This window comes from Lachnoclostridium sp. An118, from assembly GCF_002160985.1.
GTDB classification, from domain to species: Bacteria; Bacillota; Clostridia; order Lachnospirales; family Lachnospiraceae; genus Claveliimonas; species Claveliimonas stercoravium.
This window is the reverse complement of record NZ_NFLQ01000030.1, coordinates 1-21,658: the sequence shown is the minus strand read 5'-3', so window position 1 is coordinate 21,658 and position 21,658 is coordinate 1. Positions and strand designations below refer to the sequence as shown.

The window sequence follows — 21,658 nt, the reverse complement described above, 5'->3', positions numbered from 1 at the left end:
TCCAAAACGGAAAAACCGGGACACATCTGTTTGCGTTAAAGAAGAGCGCATAAATTTAGAAAGTTCAAAACGCTAAACAGACAGGAAAGGGGAGGTCTGCGCTTTTTCAAGCAGAAAAGCAAAAATATGCAGATCATCTGGATATTTCTCTGAAATAAGCAACAAAAGAGGGGCATGCCACATGAGAAATTTACTTCCTCATGCGACAGCCCCCTTTCTTTTCTTAAAATATTTAATGTTTCCTGCTGATCCATTGTCTGATAATATTCTCCCAGTCCATACCGTCCTGCAGGATGCGGAGAACAGTTACCGTAGCAGCACTCTTATCCACCGTATAAAACAAAAGATAATTTTTATATGCCTTCAGATAAATATCATATCCCCGATAACGGAAACCGGTAGTTCCATAACCGTCCGGCAATGTATCCAACTCATGCACCGCTTTCTTTATCTTTCTGGAAAAATATTCTGCATACTCACGGTACTTGAAATTTCTAAGGATATATTTCTTCTTTTCTTTGATATCTTCTTTGGCAATATCGGTAATCAGAACTTTATATTTCATCAATCTCTTTCCACGCTTCCTCTATCGTCTGCACTCTGCCAGCCTCCATATCATGAATGGCATCATCCAGTTTCGTAAGAAGAATATCCATTGCATCATCCAATGTATAAGTTGTTTCATGCGATTTTGTCGCCTGTGCTAATGCCATATCCATCACCCTTTCTTTTCTTTTATCTTACCATCAAACCACAAAAATAACCACCATTTTATTGATCGGGATAAAAATACGTCCAAGATTTCCTCCTTAAGTATTTTTGATTCCTCAATATCCAAACGTATGTTTGATACACCATTTGATACACTTTTGTTTTTCAGACACGAAAAAAGCCCGTAAAAACGGGCTTTTCAAGTGACTCCGAGGGGAATCGAACCCCTGATTCCAGCGTGAGAGGCTAGCGTCTTGACCTCTTGACCACGGAGCCGTATTGCTTGCTGCCTGATTATAATATCAAACATCCCGACAGATTGCAAGCATTTTTTTCATTTTTTTCAAAAATTTTTTCAGTCGTGAAAAAAGCCGCAAAAGAGGGGGGAAACCTCTACGGTTCCTTCCTCTTCTCTTCCACCTGCTCCTCCGTCGCTTTCCCGGCCTCTGACAGCTCGGCTATATGCTTTGCCGGCACCATGATCTGAAGCTGCTTCTGGAGATTGTGGATCTCCACCACATCGTGGTCTCCTCCAAACTCCCCGTCCAGTGTCCAGGGGATCTCCTCCAGGGACTCAAAGACCAGATGGCCGCTCTTGAAGGAATACATGTGCTTGCCGTTGGTCTGCTCGGTCAGAAGAGCTGTGATGATCTCCTGCAGCTCAATGGGGTTTTTCGGCATCTTGATCAAGGTCACCTCAAAGACGCCGTCGTCAAAGGACACGTTCTTTCCCACCATGTTCCGAAAGCCTCCCACAGAGCGGGAGTTGGTCACCATGCCGTAAATAAACTCATCCTCGATCACCTCTCCGTCGTGAGTCACCTTGATCCGGTAGGAGGGTATGTTGAAGAGCCGCTTTGTCCCCTCCAGCACATAGGCCAGATGCCCCAGTATGTTCTTGGCCGTCTGGTTGGTCTGGTAGGAGACATCCGTGAACAGGCCAAAGGCCGCAATGTACACGAAAATGCCGTCGTTAAACTGTCCCACATCACAGGGAAACGCCTGCCCGTTCACAGCGTTGTCCGCAGCGGCCAGTATATCCCTGGGGATCTTAAGGCTGTGGGCAAAATCATTGGTGGTCCCGGTGGGGATATAGCCCACGGGCACCCTGTCCTCCCTGGCCATCATGCCGGTCACCACCTCGTCGATGGTGCCGTCGCCACCGCTGCACACCACCAGGTCATAGTGGTCCGTGAATTCCCGTATCTTCCTGTAGGCATCGTGGTAGGCCTGGGTCGGATAGGCCGTCACCTCGTAGCCCGCCTTCACGAAAATATCGATAATATCCGATACCTTGGGCTTCAGGAGCCCCTTCCCCGCATGGGGGTTGTACACAAACAACAGTCTCTTCATCTCTGTCTCCCCTTCCGCTGTCTGCCTAGGCCAAAAAAGGGCATTTACAAAATGCCCTTTCCCTTTACAGATCTTTTATTTCATCTATTTCTGCTCCGAGAGAAATCTCTCCACGCCAGCTACTGCCGCTTCCTCGTCTTCGCCATCCGCGACAACTGTAAACTCATCGCCCTCGCCCATGGTCAGGCTCATCATACCCATAATGCTCTTGGCGTTCACCTTCTTGTCAGCCACCTCTATGTACACATGGCTGGAATACTGGCTGGCTTCCTGCACAAGCAGCGCGATCGGTCTTGCGTCAAGACCGTCCCTAAGTTTAATTGTCACTGGTTTCTTGATCATATTGTACCTCCTTGCTATCCCTTAACTTATCTGCCATTTCACTTAACTTCCTGAGCCTGTGGTTCACTCCGGATTTCCCCACCGGGTTCTCCAGGAGCTCTCCCAGCTCCTTCAATGATGCATCGGGATATGCGAGGCGTGTAAGGGCAACGTCCCGCAGTCCGTCCGGCAATCCTGAAAGTCCCACCGTGTCGCGGATGTATTCAATATCATCCCTCTGCTTAACTGCGGCAGAGACTGTCTTGTTGATATTGGCTGTCTCACAGTTTACCTTCCGGTTCACATTATTGCGCATATCCTTCAGGATCCGGACATTCTCCAGCTCCATCAGAGCCACCGGAGCGTCCATCACGTTCAGGGCGTCCACGATGCGGTCACCCTCCTTCAGGTATACGATAATGTTCTTTTTCCTTCTCACAATGCGGGCCTCCAGGCCGAAGTCCTGCATAAGCTGCTGAAGATACTGCGCTTTTTCCAAAGTATTACAGACAATCTCAAAGTGATAGGATTTTCCGGGGTCGCTCATGGATCCTGAAGACAGGAAAGCGCCGCGCAGGTAAGCCCTCTTACAGCAGACCGCCTGCACGTCCGCGTGGCGCACAGCCCGCAGACATTCCCCGGACGCACACAAATAGTATACGCTGCTGTCCTTGTGCATATTTCTGCGCACCGCTGTCTGGACAGCAATTTCATTACCTATATTAAAGGTTTTTTCGATCAATGTAAAGCATTTTCTCACGACGGCAATATTTTCCGAGTGCACAAGGAAGGACAGACAGCCCTCCTCCTCTCTCCACTCCCCGCACATGCCTGTGATTGCGGCGAGCTCCGCAAGCCTGCAGTGCCTGGCTCTGGGACACACTCTCGCCAGCTCCTCTTTCACTTTGCCTGAAAATGACATATCTATCCCTGCTTCTTTTCTCCGCGTTTTCCGCTGCTATTTTCCCTTTGTCACCGCATCCTTGCCGATGTCCCTGTGCTCGATCTTGATGCCGTAGTCCTGCTCCTCCCTGGCCAGCTCCCCGTAGAGGGCGCCCGCCAGCGTGACAGACCGGTGCTTTCCTCCCGTGCAGCCGATGGCGATGACAAGCTGTGTCTTCCCCTCAGACACATAATTGGGGATCAGAAAGCGGATCATGTCCGTCAGCTTGTCAAGAAACTGCCGGGCCGTGTCGCTGGACATAACATAGTCCCGCACCTCCGGATCAAGCCCGCTCTTGGGCCTCAGCTCATCGATATAGTACGGGTTGGGCAGAAAGCGCACATCAAATACCAGATCCGCGTCGCTCGGGAGCCCGTATTTAAATCCAAAGGACAGCACGGTGATGTAGAGGTTCTTGTAGTCCTTGTTCTCCACAAAGATCTTGTGCAGCTCTGCCCGCAGCTCTCTTGTGAGCATCCGGCTGGTGTCCACCAGGTAGTCCGCCCTCTTTTTCAGGAAGGCCAGCTTCTCCCTCTCCTTGCGTATGCCCTCGTCCACCCGGCCGCCTCCCGCCAGGGGGTGGCTGCGCCGGGTCTCCTTGTACCTCTTGATCAGCACCTCGTCCGAGGCCTCCAGGAACAGGACCTCGTATTTTATCTCCATCCGGTCCAGCGCCTCCAGGGACTGCTCCAGGTCATCGATGCCCTGGCCGCTGCGGATATCCATGCCCAGGGCGATCTTATTGATTTCCGTCCCCGGGACGATGAGCAGCTCTCCCAGCTTGGGCACAAGCTGCACAGGCAGATTGTCCACGCAGAAATAGCCCGCGTCCTCCAACATCTTGAGGGCCGTGCTCTTTCCCGCCCCCGACATTCCGGTCACAATAATAAATCTCATGCCTAAAACTCTCCCAGTCTCTTTACCTCCGGCTCCAGCGTCACCCCGGAGCTTTCTCTCACACGTTCCTGCACCTGCCGTATCAGCCTGTCCACATCCGCCGCAGTGGCGCTGCCGCAGTTAATGACAAAGCCGCAGTGCTTCTCCGACACCATGGCGTCTCCCACCCGGAACCCCCGCAGGCCCGCATCCTGTATCAGCTTGCCGGCAAAATAGCCCTCCGGCCTCTTGAAGGTGCTCCCCGCGCTCGGATACTCCAGCGGCTGCTTGCTGGTGCGCCTCTCCTTCAGGTCCTCCATCCTTGCCCGGATTTCGTCCGCCTCCCCCTTTTCCAGGGAGAGCGCCGCCTCCAGGACGACATAGCCCTCCCGGGCAGCCCGGCTGGTCCGGTAGCCCATATCCAGCTCCCCTTTTTCCAGCGTCTTTATCTCTCCCTGTCCGTCAAGGACAGTGACCTGCTCCAGGACATCCTTCATCTCTCCGCCGTAGGCACCCGCGTTCATGATACAGGCGCCGCCCAGGGTTCCCGGTATTCCGGCGGCGAACTCAAAGCCGGTCAGGCTGTTCTTCAGAGCCTCCGCCGCGATTCTCGCCAGGGAGGCACCGGCCCGGGCGAAGATGCTCGTCCCCTCTGTCCGGATATCCCCGAAGTCCCTGTAGAGCTGTATCACGACACCTCTGTACCCCCTGTCAGAGACAAGGAGATTGCTCCCGTTTCCTATGATATACCAGGGCATCTCCTCCTCCCGGCAGAGGCGGACCACCTCCCGGACCTCCTCCTTTGTGCGGGGTGACACCATATACTGCGCGGGTCCCCCGATGCGGAAGGTGGTGTGCAGCCTCATAGGCTCCTCCCGCAGGACCCTCTCCGGTCCCACCGTCTGTTCTAATCTATGCTCAAATTTCTCTTTCATAACTCAAACCTTTCTGTCTTTTTCCATTGTCCATCATACAACACTTGAAGGAGAAATTCAACGCCGCACTATGCTTCTGCTTCGTCCTCCGGCTCCTCCCCTGTCAGCTTCAGGATATCCCTGACCTGCTCCTCCGTCAGCTCCAGCCTGGCAGCCACCTCCTGCACGTCCACCTTCCGCCCCAGCTCGTCCGTCATCTGCCTGATAGCCTCGTCCAGCCTTGCGACCTGGTCCACCATCCTGCGGTCGCGCCGCTCCATCTCTGCCTGGGACGCGAGCAGGGCCTTCATGGCCGCGCGCACATCGGCCATCACCAGCTCCCGCTCACCGGCCCCGGCAGCGTGCCGGCCGAGCACCTCCACAAGAGCCGCGCTTCCCTCCTGTATCAGATCGCCGATGAACACCTCCGGCTGGTGCAGCTTCACCGCCTCCTCCGCCACCAGACGGAGCCAGGCGGCAAGCTCCGCCCCCTCCCCGGCGGCCGCCTGCAGCTCCCCGAGCTGGCGGAGATACTCCTCCAGATACTCCTTTTCCTCCCCGCTCATGCCGCCTGTCACGGCCTCCTCCGCCCCGGGATCTTCCTCACGGTCCCCCGCCTCCCGCACGGTGCCCGGCTTTCTTACATACCCCTGCACAGCCACCTTCTGGGACAGCAGATAGTCAAATACCAGCTCCATCTGCTCCCCGGTGAGCCCGTCATCTTCAAAAAACCTCTCTGCCTCCTCCGCCGTCATGCACATGCCATTCTCCCGCGCCGTCTGCATGATGTCCGCCAGCTTCTGCTGAAAACTCATCTTATCCGCCATGTTCTTACCTCCAGATTTACTGGCCCTATCTTATCACAAATCCCGCGCGAAAGCCATAGCCGGATATGCCGGCCGCCCTATACGCCCGACACGATCACCGTGGCGTATCCTGCTCTCTTCAGCCTCCGCTCCATATCCGCCGCCTCGTCCAGACTGTCAAAATCCCCCACCTGGACCCGGAGAAATCCGTCCGAGTCATCGATATAGGCCGGGAAATCCTGCTCCAGCAGCTCGTTTCTCAGGCGCTCCGCGTAGGCTCTGCTTCGGAAAGCGCCGGTCTGTACACGGTAGTCCGGACCGGTCTGGACACTTTCTTCCACAAGGCCGTTCCGCTGCAGGGTGTCCAGTATCCCGTCCGCGATGGCCAGCGCGATATCGTCAAAGCTCTGGTCAAACAGCATGTTGTCTGTATCCGAATTGATAAAGCCTGCCTCCACCAGCACAGCCGGCATCCTGGTCCTTTTAAGCACCACAAGATTGGGCCTTGCCTTCACGCCCAGGTCCACAAAACCCACCGTAGCCAGCTCCTCATTGATGGCCTCCGCTATCTCCAGCTTCAGCCCCGACAGGTCATACACCAGGGACTCCACCCCGGACACCTCGTTGTCTGTCGGAAACGAATTCCGGTGTATGGAGATAAAGAGGTCCGCCCCCGCCTGGTTGGCCTCCATGGCCTTCTCGTAGGGCGTCTCGTACACATCCGTGGTCCTGGTGTACTCCACGTCGATCCCCCGGTCCTGCAGGATTTCCCCCACAGCCAGGGCCAGCCGCAGCGTGTCATCCTTTTCCTGCCGTCCGTTGTAGACCGCTCCCGGATCGCGGCCCCCGTGTCCGGCATCCATCATGATCGAATAGGGCATAAAAATTCCTCCCGCATATACTTTCTATCTCAGCATATGCAGGAGGACGGTATTTTGCCACGCAACTACGCGATCACGAGAGGCACCTTCATCTCTCTGGCAATAGCGATATTTTCCTTCGAGACCTCCCGGTCCGTGATGATCGTGTCCACCCTGTCAATGGGGCAGATGACGGACAGATACCCGCCGCCGAACTTGCTGCTGTCCGCCAGCACATAGACCTTCTTCGAGGCTTTCAGGATGGCTCTCTTCACCTGCATCTGAGGCGTCGCGATAGAGGTGAGCCCGGCCTCAAAATTAATGCCGTGCACACCGATAAACCCCTTGTCCACGTGGAAGTGCTCCATGTTCTCCACCGCGGACTCGCCCATGCTGGCCGCCAGATGTCCGCCCACGTAGCCGCCGATCATGTACAGCTCCACATGGTCTATGCCTGCCAGCTCATTCCCCACGAGCAGGGAGTTAGTGACCACGGCCACTCTTTTCTCCGGGTGGCTCTTTATGTGCAGGGCCAGGTAAAAGCTGCTGGATGCATCGTCTATGATGATTGTGTCCCTGTCTTCGATATACTCATAGGCGCGGGCCGCAATGGCCTTCTTGCGGTCCACATGCCTGTATATAGTCTCAGCCCTGTATTTTCTGGCCATGTTCTGCTCCAGGCTGACCGCGCCTCCGTGGGTCCGCTTCAGGAGTCCCTCCGCGCTCATACTTTTGATGTCATTGCGGATCGTCACCTCCGAGCATCCCAGCTCCCTGCTCAGCTCCGCCACCCGGACCTTCCCTTTTTCTTCCAGTTCACGCAAGATTGCCTGTCTGCGCTCTTCCATAGCCTCTTCCCCCTTATACTGACAGCCGCCCCTCTCTTACTGGGTCAGCCTTACATTGTTCAGCCCGATATGCTGCACCACCATCTGCATGACCGGGACAAACCTGTCCCCAAAGGCCTCCTTGGGGATGATAAACGCCCTGTCCTTCTCATAGTAGATACCGATGGTCTTGGGCGTGGTCACCGTGCGCTGGATCCGGCTCCAGTCGTACTTCGTCTCCTGCCCGTTCTGCACCACGCACACGCCCTCATCCTCAGAGAAGATATATTCTCTGGGGTCCCTGTACTCCGGATTGACCTCCATCTGTTTCTTCGCACGGAACTTAAGCTGCACGGGCGTATAGGCCAGGACCACGACCCCGACGATCACATACAGGACAAACTGCACAAACTCGATCCGCCCCACAAACTACATGACCGCTCCCAGCACGATAAGGCACATGCCAAGCATGTTCACCAGAAAACCGGACGCTTTCGAAAATGTGTGATATAACAGAAAATCAAACAGATGCTCTCTGGTGAGCTGCACGTTGAGTTTTTCCATAAATAAAATCCCTTCCTGGGAGTTACTGTATAAAGGGTGGTTTACGCTACCTACTACATTACATCGGCTGACGGTTCATTTGTGGCAAAAGTGATAACCAGCAGAGGGAAAGGAGTCATATATGCAACGGGGCATGGCGCTACGGGAAGCGCCATGCCCCATCTTATTCGGCCCCCCGACAAATGGGAAGTTACTTGTTCCTTTTTGCTTTAGCTGCTTTTATGCCCCAGCCAATCAACAATATAAGCCAAGCGCATAATCCTGCGATAAACCCTGTAGTCCCTATGCTTTCAAACTGCAATTTCAGCGCAACATTGAATATTTTTACAACAATAGTTCCACATAGCATCAAAGCAAGCAATAAAAGAACTTCCAATCCAATATATTTAAAAATTTTATTTTTCATAAATGGCCGCCTCCACAGCTTCTAATTTGTTGCCCTGTTTGTTCTTAATTATAACACATAAAGGAAATCGCTTTCAAGTTGTCCCTGGCCAGAAAGTAATTATACCTAGGGCGCACTTACTCACCACCCGCAAGCGGGCGGAGGTACTGCCTGACGGCAGCCGTGCGCTCTCCGAGGGGGACGCTCCAGCGGGCCCACGTCCTGCTGGTAGCACCGAAGCTGGGAGCCGTCAAAGGACCGGCTTCGGTGCTACCAGCTTCAGTGCTTTATGGTGGCCAAGAGGGGCTTAAGCCCCTCTCTTTCAAAATGTGTGCTTTTCAGGGGGAAAAACCCTTGACAAATCGCTTACTGTTTTTGTATTTTAAGAAAGTCCTCTTAATATGCACAAGAGTATTGTAGCATATCAGAGGACTTTTTTCACTTTTTGTAATGAATTATGTTTGATTTTTTTCGTTTATTTTTGTTTTTGCTTCTTTTTCAGCCGCCGGAGCCGGTACGCTCGGGTCAACCTTGTAACGTGCCCATCCTTCCGGTGAGTAGATACCAAGCTGTTTCTTCTGCATCAGCTTATCAAAGAAAGCTGTGATGAACGGGCAGAGGAACAGGGTTACAACAGAAGCTGTCGCACACTGTGCTGTAGCCATATCCACGTACTGAGCCATGGTCGGGTCTGCCTCGCCGACTGCTGCCGGTGTCATGGCGGAGTTCAGGGCTGTCGTACCGATAGCAGCGCCCATGGCGTTTCTCTCTTTCTTCGGCAGTAACAGGTTGTTTGTGAAGAAGAAGATCACTGCTGTAGCTGCGGATACAAGGCCAAGGATAATGCCGGCCGCGCCCGCTGTGATGATCGTGTTGACATCTGTCTTCGCTCCGATGGAGATTGTCATGAAGAATGTAACGATCGGCTGAGCTGTCGCACATGCTTTTCTGAAGCCGGCGTCAAGGTTACCCCAGATGAAACCGATGAGCAGCGGTACAAGCACTGCGATCAGGGAGTCGATCGGGATAGATGCCAGTCCTGTGGCTCCCAGAGCGATCAGTGTGAAGAACGGACCGTCGTTCAGGGACAGGATGGAGATGGCTCCTGTGTCTGTCGCATTACCGAACTGTGCGGACAGGGAGATGTAAAGGGAGCCGTTGGAGTTCGTGATGGTTGCGATCCATACGAACGGCGCGATCCCAAGGAATCCTTCCGGCCCGCAGATAGCGCCCACCGCAAGTCCGATGACAACGCCCAGAAGGAACTTGGTAGCTGTCAGCGTCACACCCTTGTAGAGAGGCATACCCACCTGCTTGATGTTGATGGCTGATCCGCAGACGATCAGGAAAAATCCCATCATACAGGAGTTGCCGTCATAGAACAGGGCCGTCACATAGCCGCCGATCTGATAAGCCTGCGGGAAAAATGTGGCGATGAGGACCGCCAGCACCAGGGGGATGATAACAAGTCCCCGGATATAGAATTAAATAAAAAACGGCAGGGACAGACTATTTTCACATCTGCCCCTGCCGTTTTTCCTATTCCTCTCTTATTCCCTGAGCATGCCTTCCGCCTCATCCATCCTCTCCAGCAGCTTCTCCCGCTGCTCATCCACAAGAAGACGCTTGTTGTACTTGTAGTACATGTCACAGTCATTTTCTTTCAGAAACTGGATGCTGTAGTAGTTGGTGTTGAGCTCTGTCACAAAGGACACCATCTCCTGGCTGTCGCCGAAGGCATCCTCCATAAAATAGAACGCATTGTCCAGAGCCCGGCCGGTCCGCTCCAGGAGTTCCTCCCGCTTCCTTGTCTCCTTCTCAAACTCGCCGCGCACCCGCTCAAAAGCCGCCTCCGCCTGGTCCGCGGCTGTCAGGCGCTCTTCCTTCAGAAGCTGCTGATACCGGTCCAGCGTGTCGTTCACCTGCCGCAGCATGTGGTCCGCCTCCCTTGTGAGCTGCCCTGCGCGCCGCAGGTTCTCATAGCGCTCTGCCGCCGCCCCGGCCGCCTCCTCCAGGCTGCCGCAGGCCTTATACTCTTTCAAGCATCCAAAGAGCTTGGTCACGTACCTGTCAGACAGGTAGCTGTCCCGGAAGAGCTCAGAGAGCTTTCCAAGGAGCATCCCCACCACGCTGAGCCGCTCATCAAAGGAGGCGAACTTCAGCTTCTCCAGCATATCCCCGCTATACTGCCCTTCCAGGATCTTCTCAAGACCGTAGTCCTTTTTATATTTGGCAAACAACTCCAGATAATTGGCAAAATCTTTGGCGATCTTCCAGTGCTGGATGTACTGGTGCACCACCTCCCGGTCCGCCTTCTTCCCCACAGCTTCGCAGGCCTTCAGGAACTCCGACAGGTCCTCCCAGCCTCTGGCGGTGGCGAACATGCGGCCGTCCACCGTGGTCTCCATCCTGTAGAAATAGTCTCTCCGCAGCTCCAGGTAGGACAGGATGGCCGGGTGGACACCGGCCTGCCAGGCATACTCCCGCCAGACGGTGTAGTTCTCCTCCACGTCGATGCGGCGGATCCGGTCCAGTGTCACCACGTCAAAGTCACGGACCGACTTATTGTACTCCGGCGGATTTCCCGCTGCCACGATGATCCACCCCTCCGGCACTTTCCGGTTCCCAAACATCTTGCACTGGAGGAACTGGAGCATGGCCGGGGCCAGCGTCTCGGAGACACAGTTTATCTCGTCGATAAAGAGGATGCCCTCGGCAAGGCCGGTCTCCTCCATCTTGTCGTAGACAGATGCGATGATCTCGCTCATGGTGTACTCTGTGACAGAATAGGTCTTTCCGCCATAGACCTTCTCCCGGATAAAGGGGAGGCCGATGGCGCTCTGCCGGGTGTGGTGGGTGATGGTGTAGGACACAAGCCCGATCCCGCACTCTCTGGCGATCTGTTCCATGATCTGCGTCTTACCTATGCCCGGCGGGCCCATGAGAAGGATGGGCCTCTGCCGGACAGCCGGTATCATGTACTCCCCATAGGCGTCCTTTTTCAGATAGGCCTCTATGGAGTCCCTGATTTCCTGTTTGGCTCGTTTTATATCCATGCTGTATCTCCTTTTTCCTCCGGCTCTCTCCCGGACATATTTTCAACATCCTCTTTCTCCAGTACCAGCTTGATGGCCCAGGGTGGCACCTCCCTGTCCTCGTAGTCCTCCTCCAGAAAGACAAAGGCGGTCTCGTAGGGCGGCATCTTCGACGGGTAGATCCCCTGCCCGTCCGTGAAATAGATGAGCCCCTTCAGCTGATAGAGCTCCTTCTTCTCAAGGAGCCCGCTCACGTAGTCGAAGGCGGGCCGGAAATCTGTCCCTCCCTCGCCCCGCAGCTCCAGCTCATCCATGTACTCCTTCAGCTCTTCCCGGCTGGTGACCTTCCGGTCCGACCTGACCTGGTCGTCGCACTGGATGATGTGGATGTTCACCCTGTGAAAAAAGCTGTCCTGCTCACTTAAGACCCCGTAGGTCTCCTCCAGGAACTTCTTCACCAGCTCACCGGAACAGGACATGGAGGTGTCGACGACGATGACAAACTCTTCAATCTTCTTCGTCTCCTTCCACTCCTGGGGCTCGATGAGGGGCATGTTCCCGTACAGAGACAGGCCATAGCTGTAGAACACGTAATCAAAGGAGTCCTGGTCCACAGACACCTCCTCCTTCAGGACCGCAAATTTCCGCAGGAATTCCTGGTAATTGTAACGCTCTCTGTTCTCCACCTTCACCTGGTCCAGAAGGTCCCCCGCCGCCGAGGACGCCTCCTTTGAGAAGGTCTCCAGCTCTGTCTGTGTCCTCTCGCTCTGGTCCTTCCACCGGTTCTCGATCTCCTGCTTCCTGTCCCGGTCGTCGTCCTCAGGCCAGTATTTGTGGCTGTCCGCGAAAAACTCCCGCTCCAGCTCCCCCAGCCTTCGCTCCGGCAAGTCCCACCGTTCCAGACAGCCGTATATCTTCTCCGCCGCCAGCACCTTCATCTCTTCTCTCAGCTTCCGGTAGGTCTCCTGGCGCAGCCAGGATTTCCCTCTCCTCACAGTCCGTATATACATGCTGTCCGTGATGGACTCCGCCGCTATGTCGCAGGCCAGGTCCCACAGCCGCCGGTCCCGCCCGTCTCTCCGGACAAGATGGCGGAACAGGCAGTGGAGCACCATGTGCAGGTACAGCCGGCACATGTCCACCCGGCTCTCCCTGTAGAGCCCGCCTATGCGTCCCGGATGATAATAGATGGCAAAGCCGTCTGTGGCCGCCGGCTCCGCCGTCAGGTCCATCACGTAGGAAAAGCCGGAGAGGGCCACATCCAGGAACCGCATGCTCAGGTAAAGCTCATTTCTTGTAAGGGCCAGGATATCCCTGCCGATGCCGGCCAGCTGTTCGGCTGCTGCCTGCTGTTTTTCCCTCTGGTCTCTCATAGCTCAAACACCTTTTTCTTCTTTGGAAACAGCCGCCTTCTCTCATCCATGAGAAAGCCCAGTATCTCCGTCTCCTTTCTCTCTGCCGCCGCGTCGATGGCCGCCTCCAGACCTTCCTGGTCCCAGTATCCGGCCTGTCCGAAGAACCGCAGCATGCGCATGTCCTGCCTTTCCACATAGACCTTTCCCGCGCAGGCCATGTTCTCCCGCAGGTATGTCCCGTATCTGTCCCGGGCCTCCTCCCCCAGCCTGTAAGGCCAGCCAAGCCGCAGGGCCGCCAGCTGCAGGGCGTCCTCCCGGCTCTCCTCAGCCACCGCTCTGGGGAAAAGACGGTCATACTCCGCAAAATTCAGCTCCCGGTCGTAAAAGCACTGGCGGTAATCCCCGCCGGACCCGTGGTAGTGAGTCTCCACGATCCGGGCCGGGGTGTTCTCCACCGCCTCCTCATAGTGCTCCGGGAAAAGGAGCCTGGCCTCCTCCTCTGTCCCGTCCTCCCTGTGATAGACAAGCGTCACATAGAGGGCGTACCGCAGCTCATCCACAAGGAACTTCAGGGAAGATTTCTCTCCCCGGTAGTGGTCAATACGTATCCCCCGCAGGCCGCAGCCGTTAAAGGCCCCCGAGCCCACATCCGTCAGGGCGTCAGAAAAAGACAGGCTGCGCAGACCAAAGCACCTGTAAAAGCTGTAGTTGCCTATTTTCTCCATACGGGGCGGCAATTCTATCCGCACGGCCCGGGTCCTTGCAAAGGCGTAGGGAGCCGCCCACCGGACCGGCTCCCCCTCTATCTCGTCTGGTATGCGGACCTCCTCCGTGTCCGCCGCCTGCTCCAACAGGATGCCACCCGGCTCCCGCCTGTAGCGGGCCCCCTCCAGAGTGAACACTCCTGCCTCTTTCTTTCTCTCTGTCTCCGTCATTGCTCTTTCTTCTGCTCTTTCTGAGCTTTCTGCTCCTGTATCTGCCTCTGGACCGCCTCGTGCTCCCGCACCAGCTCGTCGTGGAGCTCTATGGAGCTCCAGCTCATGTTGGTTGGGGTCAGGGCCGCCTTCAGGGCAATCCGGATGCCCTCTTTTCGAAAGTAGGCCAGCATCTGGTCCATCTGGGCGTCGGTGAGATTGCAGATGACCAGCATCTCCTCTCCAAAGCCCTCTCCCTCATAGACCTCCTCCGTCCGCTCCAGCCGGGTCACCCCGGACAGAGCGCCGATGGGCTGCAGGTAATCCTCCTTTGACACGCTGCGTATCTTGATGCCCATGAGCACAAAGATGAATTTCACTTTGTCGGTTCTCTCTTTATCTGTAAAATTGTACAACAATACACTTCCTCTTGCTGCCATGATCTTTTGTCTCTCCTTTCAAGCAGTCTTGCGGAGCACACTCTATATCGTGTGTACTCCCTCTTAACAGTATAGCAGATGTGGTAGTGTATGGCCAGTATTGTTTTACTCTACTCTTCTCAGCTTCTCCACAATGCTCCCTCTGTTCCGCTCAAGCTGTCCCATACAGGACTATTTTATCATCCTCATACGAGGAAATGCAAGATACTCCTGCCACCGCGCCTCCTACATGCAACAGCCTGCGCCAGGGCATATGCCACGTGCGCAGGCTGTCTCTCTTTCTTCTACTCATCTTCTGTATATACCCTCTCAATGTGCATGGCAAGGTACCCGATCTCCGTATCGGACAGCGTCTTCCCCAGATGCCTGCCCAGGTGGGCGCACACCGTCTCAGCGATCCTGTAGGAGCCGGGAAACTCCCTGCTGATATACTGGTTCATGTTCAGCTTCAGCTTCTCCCCGGCGACTGCCCGGGCCGCCATGTACTTGATATGGTTCATGAGCCGGTTATAGGAGAGGGTCTGGACCGCGATCTTTTTCCCCGCGTCCTCCTCGATCATGGTAATGCACTCCCGCACAGCCGCCGCGATCTGCATGGCGCTTGACACCTTCTCCCCGGCGGTGGCCGCATGGACGTGAAGGGCCACATAGCCGATCTCATCATCCGGCACCTCCAGCCCTTCCTCCTCCAGAAGGAGCCGGCGGACCAGGGAGGCCGCCTTGAACTCCTTGTAGAAGAGCACCTGGATGTCCTGGGTCAGCAGATTGGCAATGATCTCGCCCCGCCGCATCCGGCTCACCGCAAAGGCAATGTGGTCCGCCATGGGAAACAGCACGCCGCGGTCCACGTGGGCGAAATCCTTTGCCGCCTCATTGAGGACGGCGTCCGCCATCTCCAGATATCTGGGATCGATCTCCTTGAAAAGGTCCTTTGCCTTTCCTCTCTCCGACACAGACTGCAGAGAATAGACCACACTGTCCGGCGCCGGCTCGATCCTCTCGCTGACCTTTTTGCCAAAGCCGATCCCTTTCCCCATGATCAGATATTCCTGGCTGGAGCCGTCCAGCACCAGTACTGCGTTGTGATTTAACGCTTTTATCACACGATACATTCTCTCTTCCCTCTCCCGCGGAAAATATTCCTACTCGTAAATATCAATCGCGAACAGATCCTCGCCCGCCCGGATCTCGCCCTCTCTAAGAAGGCGTATTTTCTGATTGTCCTCAAGAGCTGTGCAGAGGACGGGAGACACCAGGGATGGGGCATGGCTCTTCACAAAGTCAATGTCCACCTTCATGATGGGCTCTCCCTTTTTCACTTTTCCTTCTTCCTTCAGGACTTCAAATCCCTCTCCGTTCAGTCCCACAGTATCGATGCCGATGTGGAGGAGCATCTCAACGCCCTCCTCTGTCTGGAAGCCGACTGCGTGCTTTGTGGGGAACACGAAGCAGATCTCACCATCCGCCGGGGCGCATATGGTCGCTGACACAGGTTCCACGACCGCTCCGTCCCCCATCATCCTTCCGGCAAATCCCTCGTCCGGCGCTGTAGACAGGTCCGCTGCTATGCCATCCGCAGGGCTTCCGATGATGATGCTCTTTACGGGCTTTTTCTCTTTCTCCTCTTTAGCTGACACCGAGCCGGCGTCCCCACCGTCCGTTTCAGGGATGACCTCCTGCGCCTGGCTCTCCGGCCGTGCCGCCTGTTCTCCCGCAGGGAGCACCTCCTCGTCCGGCGCCGTCTCCAGATAGTCCTCCAGGTTGGACTTGATGACCGTCACCTTGGGGCCGTAAATGACCTGCACGCCATTTCCCTTGTGGACCACGCCGGATGCCCCGGTTGACTTCAGAAGCGCATCATCCACCAGCTCCGCCTTGAACACGGTACAGCGCAGCCTTGTAGCGCAGCAGTCCACATCAGAGATATTTTTCTTGCCGCCGAGCCCCCGGCAGATCATGGCAGACACCTGGTCCTCAGGCTTCGCGTCCCCGCCGCCCTGCTGGGCCTTTCTCGCGTTCACGTCCTGCCGGGTGTAGAGCTTGACCTCCTCGCTGTCGTCTCTTCCCGGCGTCTTGTAATCAAATTTTCGTATCATAAAAGAGAACACAAAATAGTACACCACAAAGTAGCCGATACCCACGATGACGATCCAGATCCAGTTTGTCTTCTCATTTCCCTGGAGAACGCCAAAGAGGAGCATGTCGATGAGTCCGCCGGAGAAGGTCATGCCCACGCCCACATTGAAGACGTGCATCAGCATGTAGGCCAGCCCGGCAAACACACAGTGTACCGCATACATCAGGGGCGCTACAAAAAGGAAGGTAAATTCCAGAGGCTCCGTGATGCCTGTGATCATGGATGTGAGGGCTGCCGAGAGGAGGAGTCCGGCCACGGCCTTTTTCTTTTCCGCCTTGGCCGCCTTGTACATAGCCAGCGCCGCCCCCGGAAGCCCGAAGATCATGAGGGGGAATTTCCCGGACATGAAGCGTGTGGCGGACACAGCAAAATGCTCTGTGGCCGGGTCAGCGAGCTGGGCGAAGAAGATATTCTGGGCTCCCTCCACCATCTGGCCTGCCACTTCCATGGTCCCGCCCACGCCTGTCTGCCAGAAGGGAAGGTAAAATACGTGATGGAGTCCAAAGGGGATCAGGGCTCTCTCCAGGAGGCCGTACACCCAGGTTCCCGCGTAGCCGGAGTTCAGCACAAGGTCTCCCACGCTGTAGATGCCGGTCTGGATCACAGGCCATATGTAGAACATGGCAATGCCCACGCCGGTGTACACCAGGGCGCTGATGATGGGCACAAACCTTGTCCCGCCGAAGAAGGACAGCACCTGGGGCAGCTCGATCTTGTAAAACCGGTTGTGGAGAGCCGCCACGCCCAGGCCCACGATGATGCCGCCGAAGACGCCCATCTGCAGGGAGGTGATGCCCAGCACAGAGGTGGTGGCGCCGTCCAGCATGTTCTCCGCGCCGCCGTAGATGTCGATCATGGCGCTGATGGAAGCGTGCATGATAAAGAAGGCGATCACCGCAGCCAGAGCTGCCACCTCCTTTTCCTTCTTCGCCATGCCGATGGCCACGCCCATGGCAAATACGAGAGGCAGGTTATTGAACACCACGTTACCGGCAGCGCTCATGACTGTGAACACTGCGTTCAGGATGGTGCCCGGTCCCATGATGCCTGTCAGGCCGTAGGCGCTGAGCATAGTCTCGTTGGTAAAGGATGAACCGATACCGAGCAGAAGTCCGGCCACAGGCAGGATCGCGATGGGAAGCATGAAGGATCTTCCCACTCTCTGAAGAACACCAAAAATTTTGTCTTTCATTTCTCTTTCTCCTTTTCTTTTCCGGAGATGTCCCTGTGTGTTCCTGCCCTGGCCTTCTAATGGAGCTCCGGTCCCACTCCCGCGCCGGGCGCGGCCGCCCGGAGGCGGCTTCCCCGTGCGCCCGTGTGCATCCCCCGGAGGGCTTTTTTATTTACATCCGTAAATAAAAAAGGCATTAACCCACATAAACACTCCTGTCATTTATGTATAGTTAATGCCTGCTTACCAGTTACATACTATGTTTAAACTTTACCCTGTTTTTTCCTGCATGTCAAGATTTTTTTCACATATCATACCGGCAGTCTGCACTACATGTATTTTCTCACAATGGCCTGCATGGTGTGCCACTTCTGCTCCATATCCTCCACAAGCTTGAACTGGGTCCTGCAACGGTCCAGATTGTGGCCCTTTCTGTGGACCTTGAAGTAGGTGTCTCCCTGGAGATAGTCCGTCAGGAAGCGCATGCCGCACTCGTAGGTCATGGTCTTTGCCCCCATGGGCAGCTCCAGGATCTCCCGCTCTGTCAGCTTGCCGCCGCAGCCCTCGATAAAACCTCTGGCATAGATGTCAAACAGCTCCATGCTGCAGGACACAAGACTTAAGTCCCTCTCGTCCTCGGCAGCAGTGCTGGCTCCGAAGCGGATGGAGTCGCCGAAGTCGTTCATGGCGAGCCCCGGCATCACGGTATCCAGGTCAATGACACAGATACCCTTTCCTGTCTTGTCGTCGATCATGATATTGTTCAGCTTTGTGTCGTTGTGTGTGACACGCAGGGGCAGCTCGCCCTTCTCCTGCATCTCGCTGAAATAGTTGGCGATGGATTTCTCCCTTGCCCGGACAAACTCGATCTCCTTCTCCACGGATGCGGCCCTTCCCATCACGTCCTCCTTCACCGCCTGCTCAAATACGGCGAAGCGGGCCCTCGTGTCGTGGAAGCCCTCAATGGTCTCGTGCAGAGTCTCCGCCGGGAAATCCGCCAGCAGGCGCTGGAAGTTGCCAAATGCCACCGCACTCTGGTAGAAATCTGCCGGCTTCTCCACCTTGTCGTAGCTGGTTGCCCCTGTGATGAACTTGTAGGACCTCCAGTAGTTTCCATCCTCATCCCTGTAGTAAGGCTTTCCGTCCTTTGCCGGGATCACATTCAGCGTCTCCCGCTCCGGGTCGCCCCCGTTCTCCTCAATCCGCTCCTTCAGGTAGGAGGTGACATTGATGATATTCTCCATCAGCTCCACCGGCTTCTCAAAGACCTCGTTGTTCATGCGCTGGAGGATCACCTTCAGCATCCCCATCTCTCCGATCCTGTAGGAGAGCAGGTAGGTGTCATTGATGTGTCCGCTCCCATAAGGCCTGCAGTCTGTCAGTGTACCCTCAAATTTAAAATACCCGATCGCCTGGTGTATCCTTTCCTGTGTCAGTTCCTTCATATTCTTGTTCCCTCCTGGAAATACATGTTCTGCTCGTTCTTTCTGGGACAATTGTAATATAAAGGGATCCGGAAATCTTTATCTGATATTTCCCTTATTTTGCATTATCTGCACAGGAAGCAGCCTCCGGCACCGGGTCCGCCTGTCACTCGTTGGGTTTCTGATAAAATTTCCCCGCCACCTGCTCTGTCTTCATGAGGTTGACAAAGGCATGGGGGTCCGCCTGCTTGATAGCCTGTATCACTTTCTTGCTCTCGGCGCTGGAGACGACCGAATACACGATCTTCCTCTCCCTGTCCTCGTAGGCTCCCTGCCCCTCGATGATGGTGGCGCCGTGGTGGGTGGTCCCGGCAATAGCCTCGCAGACCGCCTCCGCCCTGTTGGTCACGGCAAACACGGTCTCCTGCTGGTACTTCTTGTAGAGCATGTGCAGCACCTGGGTGGAGGTGTACTGGAAAATGATGGAGTACAGCGCCTTGTCCCAGCCGAACAGCACACCCGCCGCCGCCAGGATGAGCACATTCAGCCCCAGCACTATATTCCAGGAGTCTATGCCCTTCCTCTCCGACAGGAAGATAGCGATAAAGTCGGTCCCCCCTGTGGTGGCGTTCATGTGGAGGCACAGGCTGATGACAAAGCCGTTGATGAGTCCCCCGAAAATGCTGATGAGCAGCGTGTCATAGGTGATCACATACCCCGGCAGGATATCTGTCAGCACGCTGGTGAGCACGATCATCAGACAGGAGTACAGGGTGAACTTCCTTCCTATATACCGGAAGCCGATGTAGACCGGCACCGCGTTCAGCGCCACGTTGATCACCGTATAAGGGAGCGTCACGTGGAAAAACATGGCCCCGCTCCTCTGTATCAGCAGCGCCAGTCCCGTGGCCCCGCCCGGATAGAGCCCCCCTGTCCGGACAAAGGATTTGATGTTCAGCGCCATGATGACCGCCGCGATACAGACCACGATGATCCTCTTTATATCTTCTTTTGGTTCAAATTTCATATAATACCCCTCTCGCAGACTCTCCCGCTATTTATCTTTCCCGCCGCGGGAACGGACATAGACTGTCAGAGCGCCCACGATCTCCTCCATGGTGCTCCTTGTCTCCGGGTCAGAGCAGGGAATGCGCCCGGCGATCCGGCGCACATAGTCCTGTTCCTCCACGATATCCAGGCTCTCCCGGAAATTCAGGTCATAAAAGTAGGCCAGGTAGGATACCCAGAAATCCATCAGCGTCACCCGGTCTGAGGAGAGGATGGATTTCCCGGCCAGGATGTCCGCCCTCACCTTCGGCGATATCTTCTGGGCCCCGATCTCCTCCGCCGAGCCCCCCGCAAATGTCTCCAGCGGATCCTCCAGCTTCACCCGGCAGTTATCCAGCTTGTCCGCATCCCGGATGAGCCTGGCATGAAGGAGGACGCGGGGCTCCTCCACCCCCTCCAGCCTGTAATCGCTGTGCTTTGCTATGGCAGTCCGGATGATGTCGTCCCACGTATCCTCCGGGAGAAACTGCCGTATCATCCCCTCGCCGAAGAGGAGCTCCACCCCGTAGGCGGCGTGGTCCATGGTCTCCGGGAGGAAGCTGTCAAATCTCCGGAGCTGCTCAAACCGGCCTATATCGTGGAGCAGGGCGATGACCCGGGCCAGCTGCGTGTCCTCCTCCCCCAGGCGCATCCTCTCCGCCAGGGCCGTGGCCTGGGCCACCACACCGTAGGTGTGGGTGATCTTCAGCCTTACCTTCCCGTCCTCCCTGTCATATCCGTCCAGATACTGCTCAAAGACCTCTCTGGCCCTGCTGTGATCAATCCCCGTCCTTCTCTCCATCTTTCTCTCCAAACTTCTCCTTGTAGCTGTCGATGGCCCTCTCTATGATCTCCACCGCCTCTATGGGGCCTCCGAAGGAGCTCACCTGCGTCTCTTTTCTCTCCAGGCTCTTATAAATGGAGAAAAAGTGCTTCAGCTCCTCAAAAATATGCTTGGGCAGCTCCTTGATATCCGTGTATCCCATGTAGGTCGGGTCCCCGTAAGGGATCGCGATGATCTTGTCATCTCCCATGCCCCCGTCCTCCATGCTCATGACACCGATGGGGTAACACCGCACCAGCGTCATGGGGACAATGGCCTCCGAGCAGAGCACCAGGACATCCAGCGGGTCCCTGTCATCCCCGTACGTGCGGGGGATAAACCCATAGTTCATAGGATAGTGGGTGGCTGTAAAGAGCACCCGGTCCAGCATGAGCATCCCCGTCTCCTTATCCATCTCATACTTCATGTTGCTCCCCTTCTGGATCTCGATGACAGCCATAAAATCCGTAGGGAAAATCCTCTCCTCACTGATATCATGCCAGATATTCATAATACCGCTCCTTCCTCATTCCGGGGTATCCGGCGTCTCTCCCCCGCCCCGTTTGCTTTCTGTCTTTTATTTTACCTTCTTTGACAGGTCAAATCAACGAAAAGCCGGCCATTTCCTTGAAATCCAAAAATGAAATTTTAAATTCCACCTCTCCTACGGGTAGTAGCGTTTACTTCTGCACAGTTGATATTTACTCTTTCATACATCCATGGTATGGTTATCTCTCCTTCTGACAGCAGTA

At 55.5% G+C, this 21,658-nt stretch carries 24 protein-coding genes and 1 tRNA gene; all 25 read right to left on the bottom strand.

From position 1 onward, the window contains the following. Positions 1-232: 232 nt before the first annotated feature. Entirely contained in the window at positions 233-565 is a 333-nt protein-coding gene (locus tag B5E62_RS16035) for a type II toxin-antitoxin system RelE/ParE family toxin (RefSeq protein WP_087175517.1), read from the bottom strand. Continuing rightward, positions 555-713, bottom strand: a complete 159-nt coding sequence (locus B5E62_RS16995; protein WP_157888472.1) for a hypothetical protein — start codon at positions 711-713, stop codon at positions 555-557. The genes B5E62_RS16035 and B5E62_RS16995 overlap by 11 nt, the downstream gene beginning before the upstream one ends. A 202-nt stretch (positions 714-915) precedes the next feature. Beyond that, positions 916-987, bottom strand: a tRNA-Glu gene (locus B5E62_RS16030). Between the two features lie 117 nt (positions 988-1,104). Then, complete coding sequence (locus B5E62_RS16025; RefSeq protein WP_033124803.1) at positions 1,105-2,064, bottom strand: diacylglycerol/lipid kinase family protein; 960 nt, start codon at positions 2,062-2,064, stop codon at positions 1,105-1,107. An 84-nt stretch (positions 2,065-2,148) separates the two neighbouring features. Then, positions 2,149-2,406, bottom strand: coding sequence for an HPr family phosphocarrier protein (locus tag B5E62_RS16020; protein ID WP_033124671.1), 258 nt, complete (start codon positions 2,404-2,406; stop codon positions 2,149-2,151). Beyond that, positions 2,381-3,307 (bottom strand): DNA-binding protein WhiA, encoded by a 927-nt coding sequence (whiA, locus tag B5E62_RS16015; RefSeq protein WP_087175516.1) that lies wholly within the window; start codon positions 3,305-3,307, stop codon positions 2,381-2,383. Before whiA ends, B5E62_RS16020 begins: the two co-directional genes overlap by 26 nt. Before the next feature lie 36 nt (positions 3,308-3,343). Then, the gene (gene rapZ, locus B5E62_RS16010; RefSeq protein WP_087175515.1) at positions 3,344-4,225 is read right to left on the bottom strand and encodes an RNase adapter RapZ; all 882 of its coding nucleotides are present in this window, start codon (positions 4,223-4,225) and stop codon (positions 3,344-3,346) included. Positions 4,226-4,227: 2 nt separating this feature from the next. Next, complete coding sequence (murB, locus tag B5E62_RS16005) at positions 4,228-5,139, bottom strand: UDP-N-acetylmuramate dehydrogenase (RefSeq protein WP_087175514.1); 912 nt, start codon at positions 5,137-5,139, stop codon at positions 4,228-4,230. A gap of 68 nt (positions 5,140-5,207) precedes the next feature. Further along, a complete protein-coding gene (locus B5E62_RS16000) occupies positions 5,208-5,945 on the bottom strand; it encodes a sigma-70 domain-containing protein (RefSeq protein WP_087175513.1) in 738 nt (245 codons plus the stop codon). Between the two features lie 77 nt (positions 5,946-6,022). Next, entirely contained in the window at positions 6,023-6,805 is a 783-nt protein-coding gene (locus B5E62_RS15995) for an N-acetylmuramoyl-L-alanine amidase (protein WP_087175512.1), read from the bottom strand. Between the two features lie 65 nt (positions 6,806-6,870). Further along, complete coding sequence (locus tag B5E62_RS15990; RefSeq protein ID WP_087175511.1) at positions 6,871-7,632, bottom strand: DeoR/GlpR family DNA-binding transcription regulator; 762 nt, start codon at positions 7,630-7,632, stop codon at positions 6,871-6,873. A 36-nt stretch (positions 7,633-7,668) separates the two neighbouring features. Then, positions 7,669-8,037, bottom strand: a complete 369-nt coding sequence (locus B5E62_RS15985; protein ID WP_242957997.1) for a YcxB family protein — start codon at positions 8,035-8,037, stop codon at positions 7,669-7,671. 3 nt (positions 8,038-8,040) lie between these two features. Further along, the gene (locus tag B5E62_RS17460; protein ID WP_275532599.1) at positions 8,041-8,175 is read right to left on the bottom strand and encodes a hypothetical protein; all 135 of its coding nucleotides are present in this window, start codon (positions 8,173-8,175) and stop codon (positions 8,041-8,043) included. A gap of 190 nt (positions 8,176-8,365) precedes the next feature. Further along, a complete protein-coding gene (locus B5E62_RS15980; RefSeq protein WP_071433763.1) occupies positions 8,366-8,581 on the bottom strand; it encodes a hypothetical protein in 216 nt (71 codons plus the stop codon). 434 nt (positions 8,582-9,015) lie between these two features. Next, on the bottom strand, positions 9,016-10,038 hold the full coding sequence (locus B5E62_RS15975; RefSeq protein ID WP_087175510.1) for a 2-keto-3-deoxygluconate permease: 1,023 nt from the start codon (positions 10,036-10,038) through the stop codon (positions 9,016-9,018). A gap of 72 nt (positions 10,039-10,110) precedes the next feature. Beyond that, positions 10,111-11,616 carry an ATP-binding protein gene (locus B5E62_RS15970; protein WP_087175509.1) on the bottom strand — a complete coding sequence of 502 codons (1,506 nt, stop codon included), beginning with the start codon at positions 11,614-11,616 and terminating at the stop codon, positions 10,111-10,113. Then, positions 11,607-12,968: a vWA domain-containing protein gene (locus tag B5E62_RS15965; protein WP_087175508.1), complete on the bottom strand. Its 1,362-nt coding sequence runs from the start codon at positions 12,966-12,968 to the stop codon at positions 11,607-11,609. Before B5E62_RS15965 ends, B5E62_RS15970 begins: the two co-directional genes overlap by 10 nt. Then, positions 12,965-13,885: a leucine-rich repeat protein gene (locus B5E62_RS15960; RefSeq protein WP_087175507.1), complete on the bottom strand. Its 921-nt coding sequence runs from the start codon at positions 13,883-13,885 to the stop codon at positions 12,965-12,967. Before B5E62_RS15960 ends, B5E62_RS15965 begins: the two co-directional genes overlap by 4 nt. Continuing rightward, on the bottom strand, positions 13,882-14,304 hold the full coding sequence (locus tag B5E62_RS15955; RefSeq protein ID WP_087175506.1) for a DUF3783 domain-containing protein: 423 nt from the start codon (positions 14,302-14,304) through the stop codon (positions 13,882-13,884). Before B5E62_RS15955 ends, B5E62_RS15960 begins: the two co-directional genes overlap by 4 nt. Positions 14,305-14,588: 284 nt before the next feature. After that, positions 14,589-15,416, bottom strand: coding sequence for a PRD domain-containing protein (locus B5E62_RS15950; RefSeq protein ID WP_087175505.1), 828 nt, complete (start codon positions 15,414-15,416; stop codon positions 14,589-14,591). A 30-nt stretch (positions 15,417-15,446) separates the two neighbouring features. Beyond that, on the bottom strand, positions 15,447-17,633 hold the full coding sequence (locus tag B5E62_RS15945) for a PTS transporter subunit IIABC (RefSeq protein ID WP_087175504.1): 2,187 nt from the start codon (positions 17,631-17,633) through the stop codon (positions 15,447-15,449). Between the two features lie 308 nt (positions 17,634-17,941). Continuing rightward, positions 17,942-19,057: a phosphotransferase enzyme family protein gene (locus B5E62_RS15940; protein WP_087175503.1), complete on the bottom strand. Its 1,116-nt coding sequence runs from the start codon at positions 19,055-19,057 to the stop codon at positions 17,942-17,944. Positions 19,058-19,202: 145 nt separating this feature from the next. After that, positions 19,203-20,063, bottom strand: a complete 861-nt coding sequence (locus B5E62_RS15935) for a YitT family protein (RefSeq protein ID WP_087175502.1) — start codon at positions 20,061-20,063, stop codon at positions 19,203-19,205. Positions 20,064-20,090: 27 nt separating this feature from the next. Then, positions 20,091-20,885: an HD domain-containing protein gene (locus B5E62_RS15930; RefSeq protein ID WP_087175501.1), complete on the bottom strand. Its 795-nt coding sequence runs from the start codon at positions 20,883-20,885 to the stop codon at positions 20,091-20,093. Continuing rightward, complete coding sequence (locus B5E62_RS15925) at positions 20,863-21,417, bottom strand: inorganic diphosphatase (protein ID WP_206414342.1); 555 nt, start codon at positions 21,415-21,417, stop codon at positions 20,863-20,865. The genes B5E62_RS15930 and B5E62_RS15925 overlap by 23 nt, the downstream gene beginning before the upstream one ends. Positions 21,418-21,658: the final 241 nt, after the last annotated feature.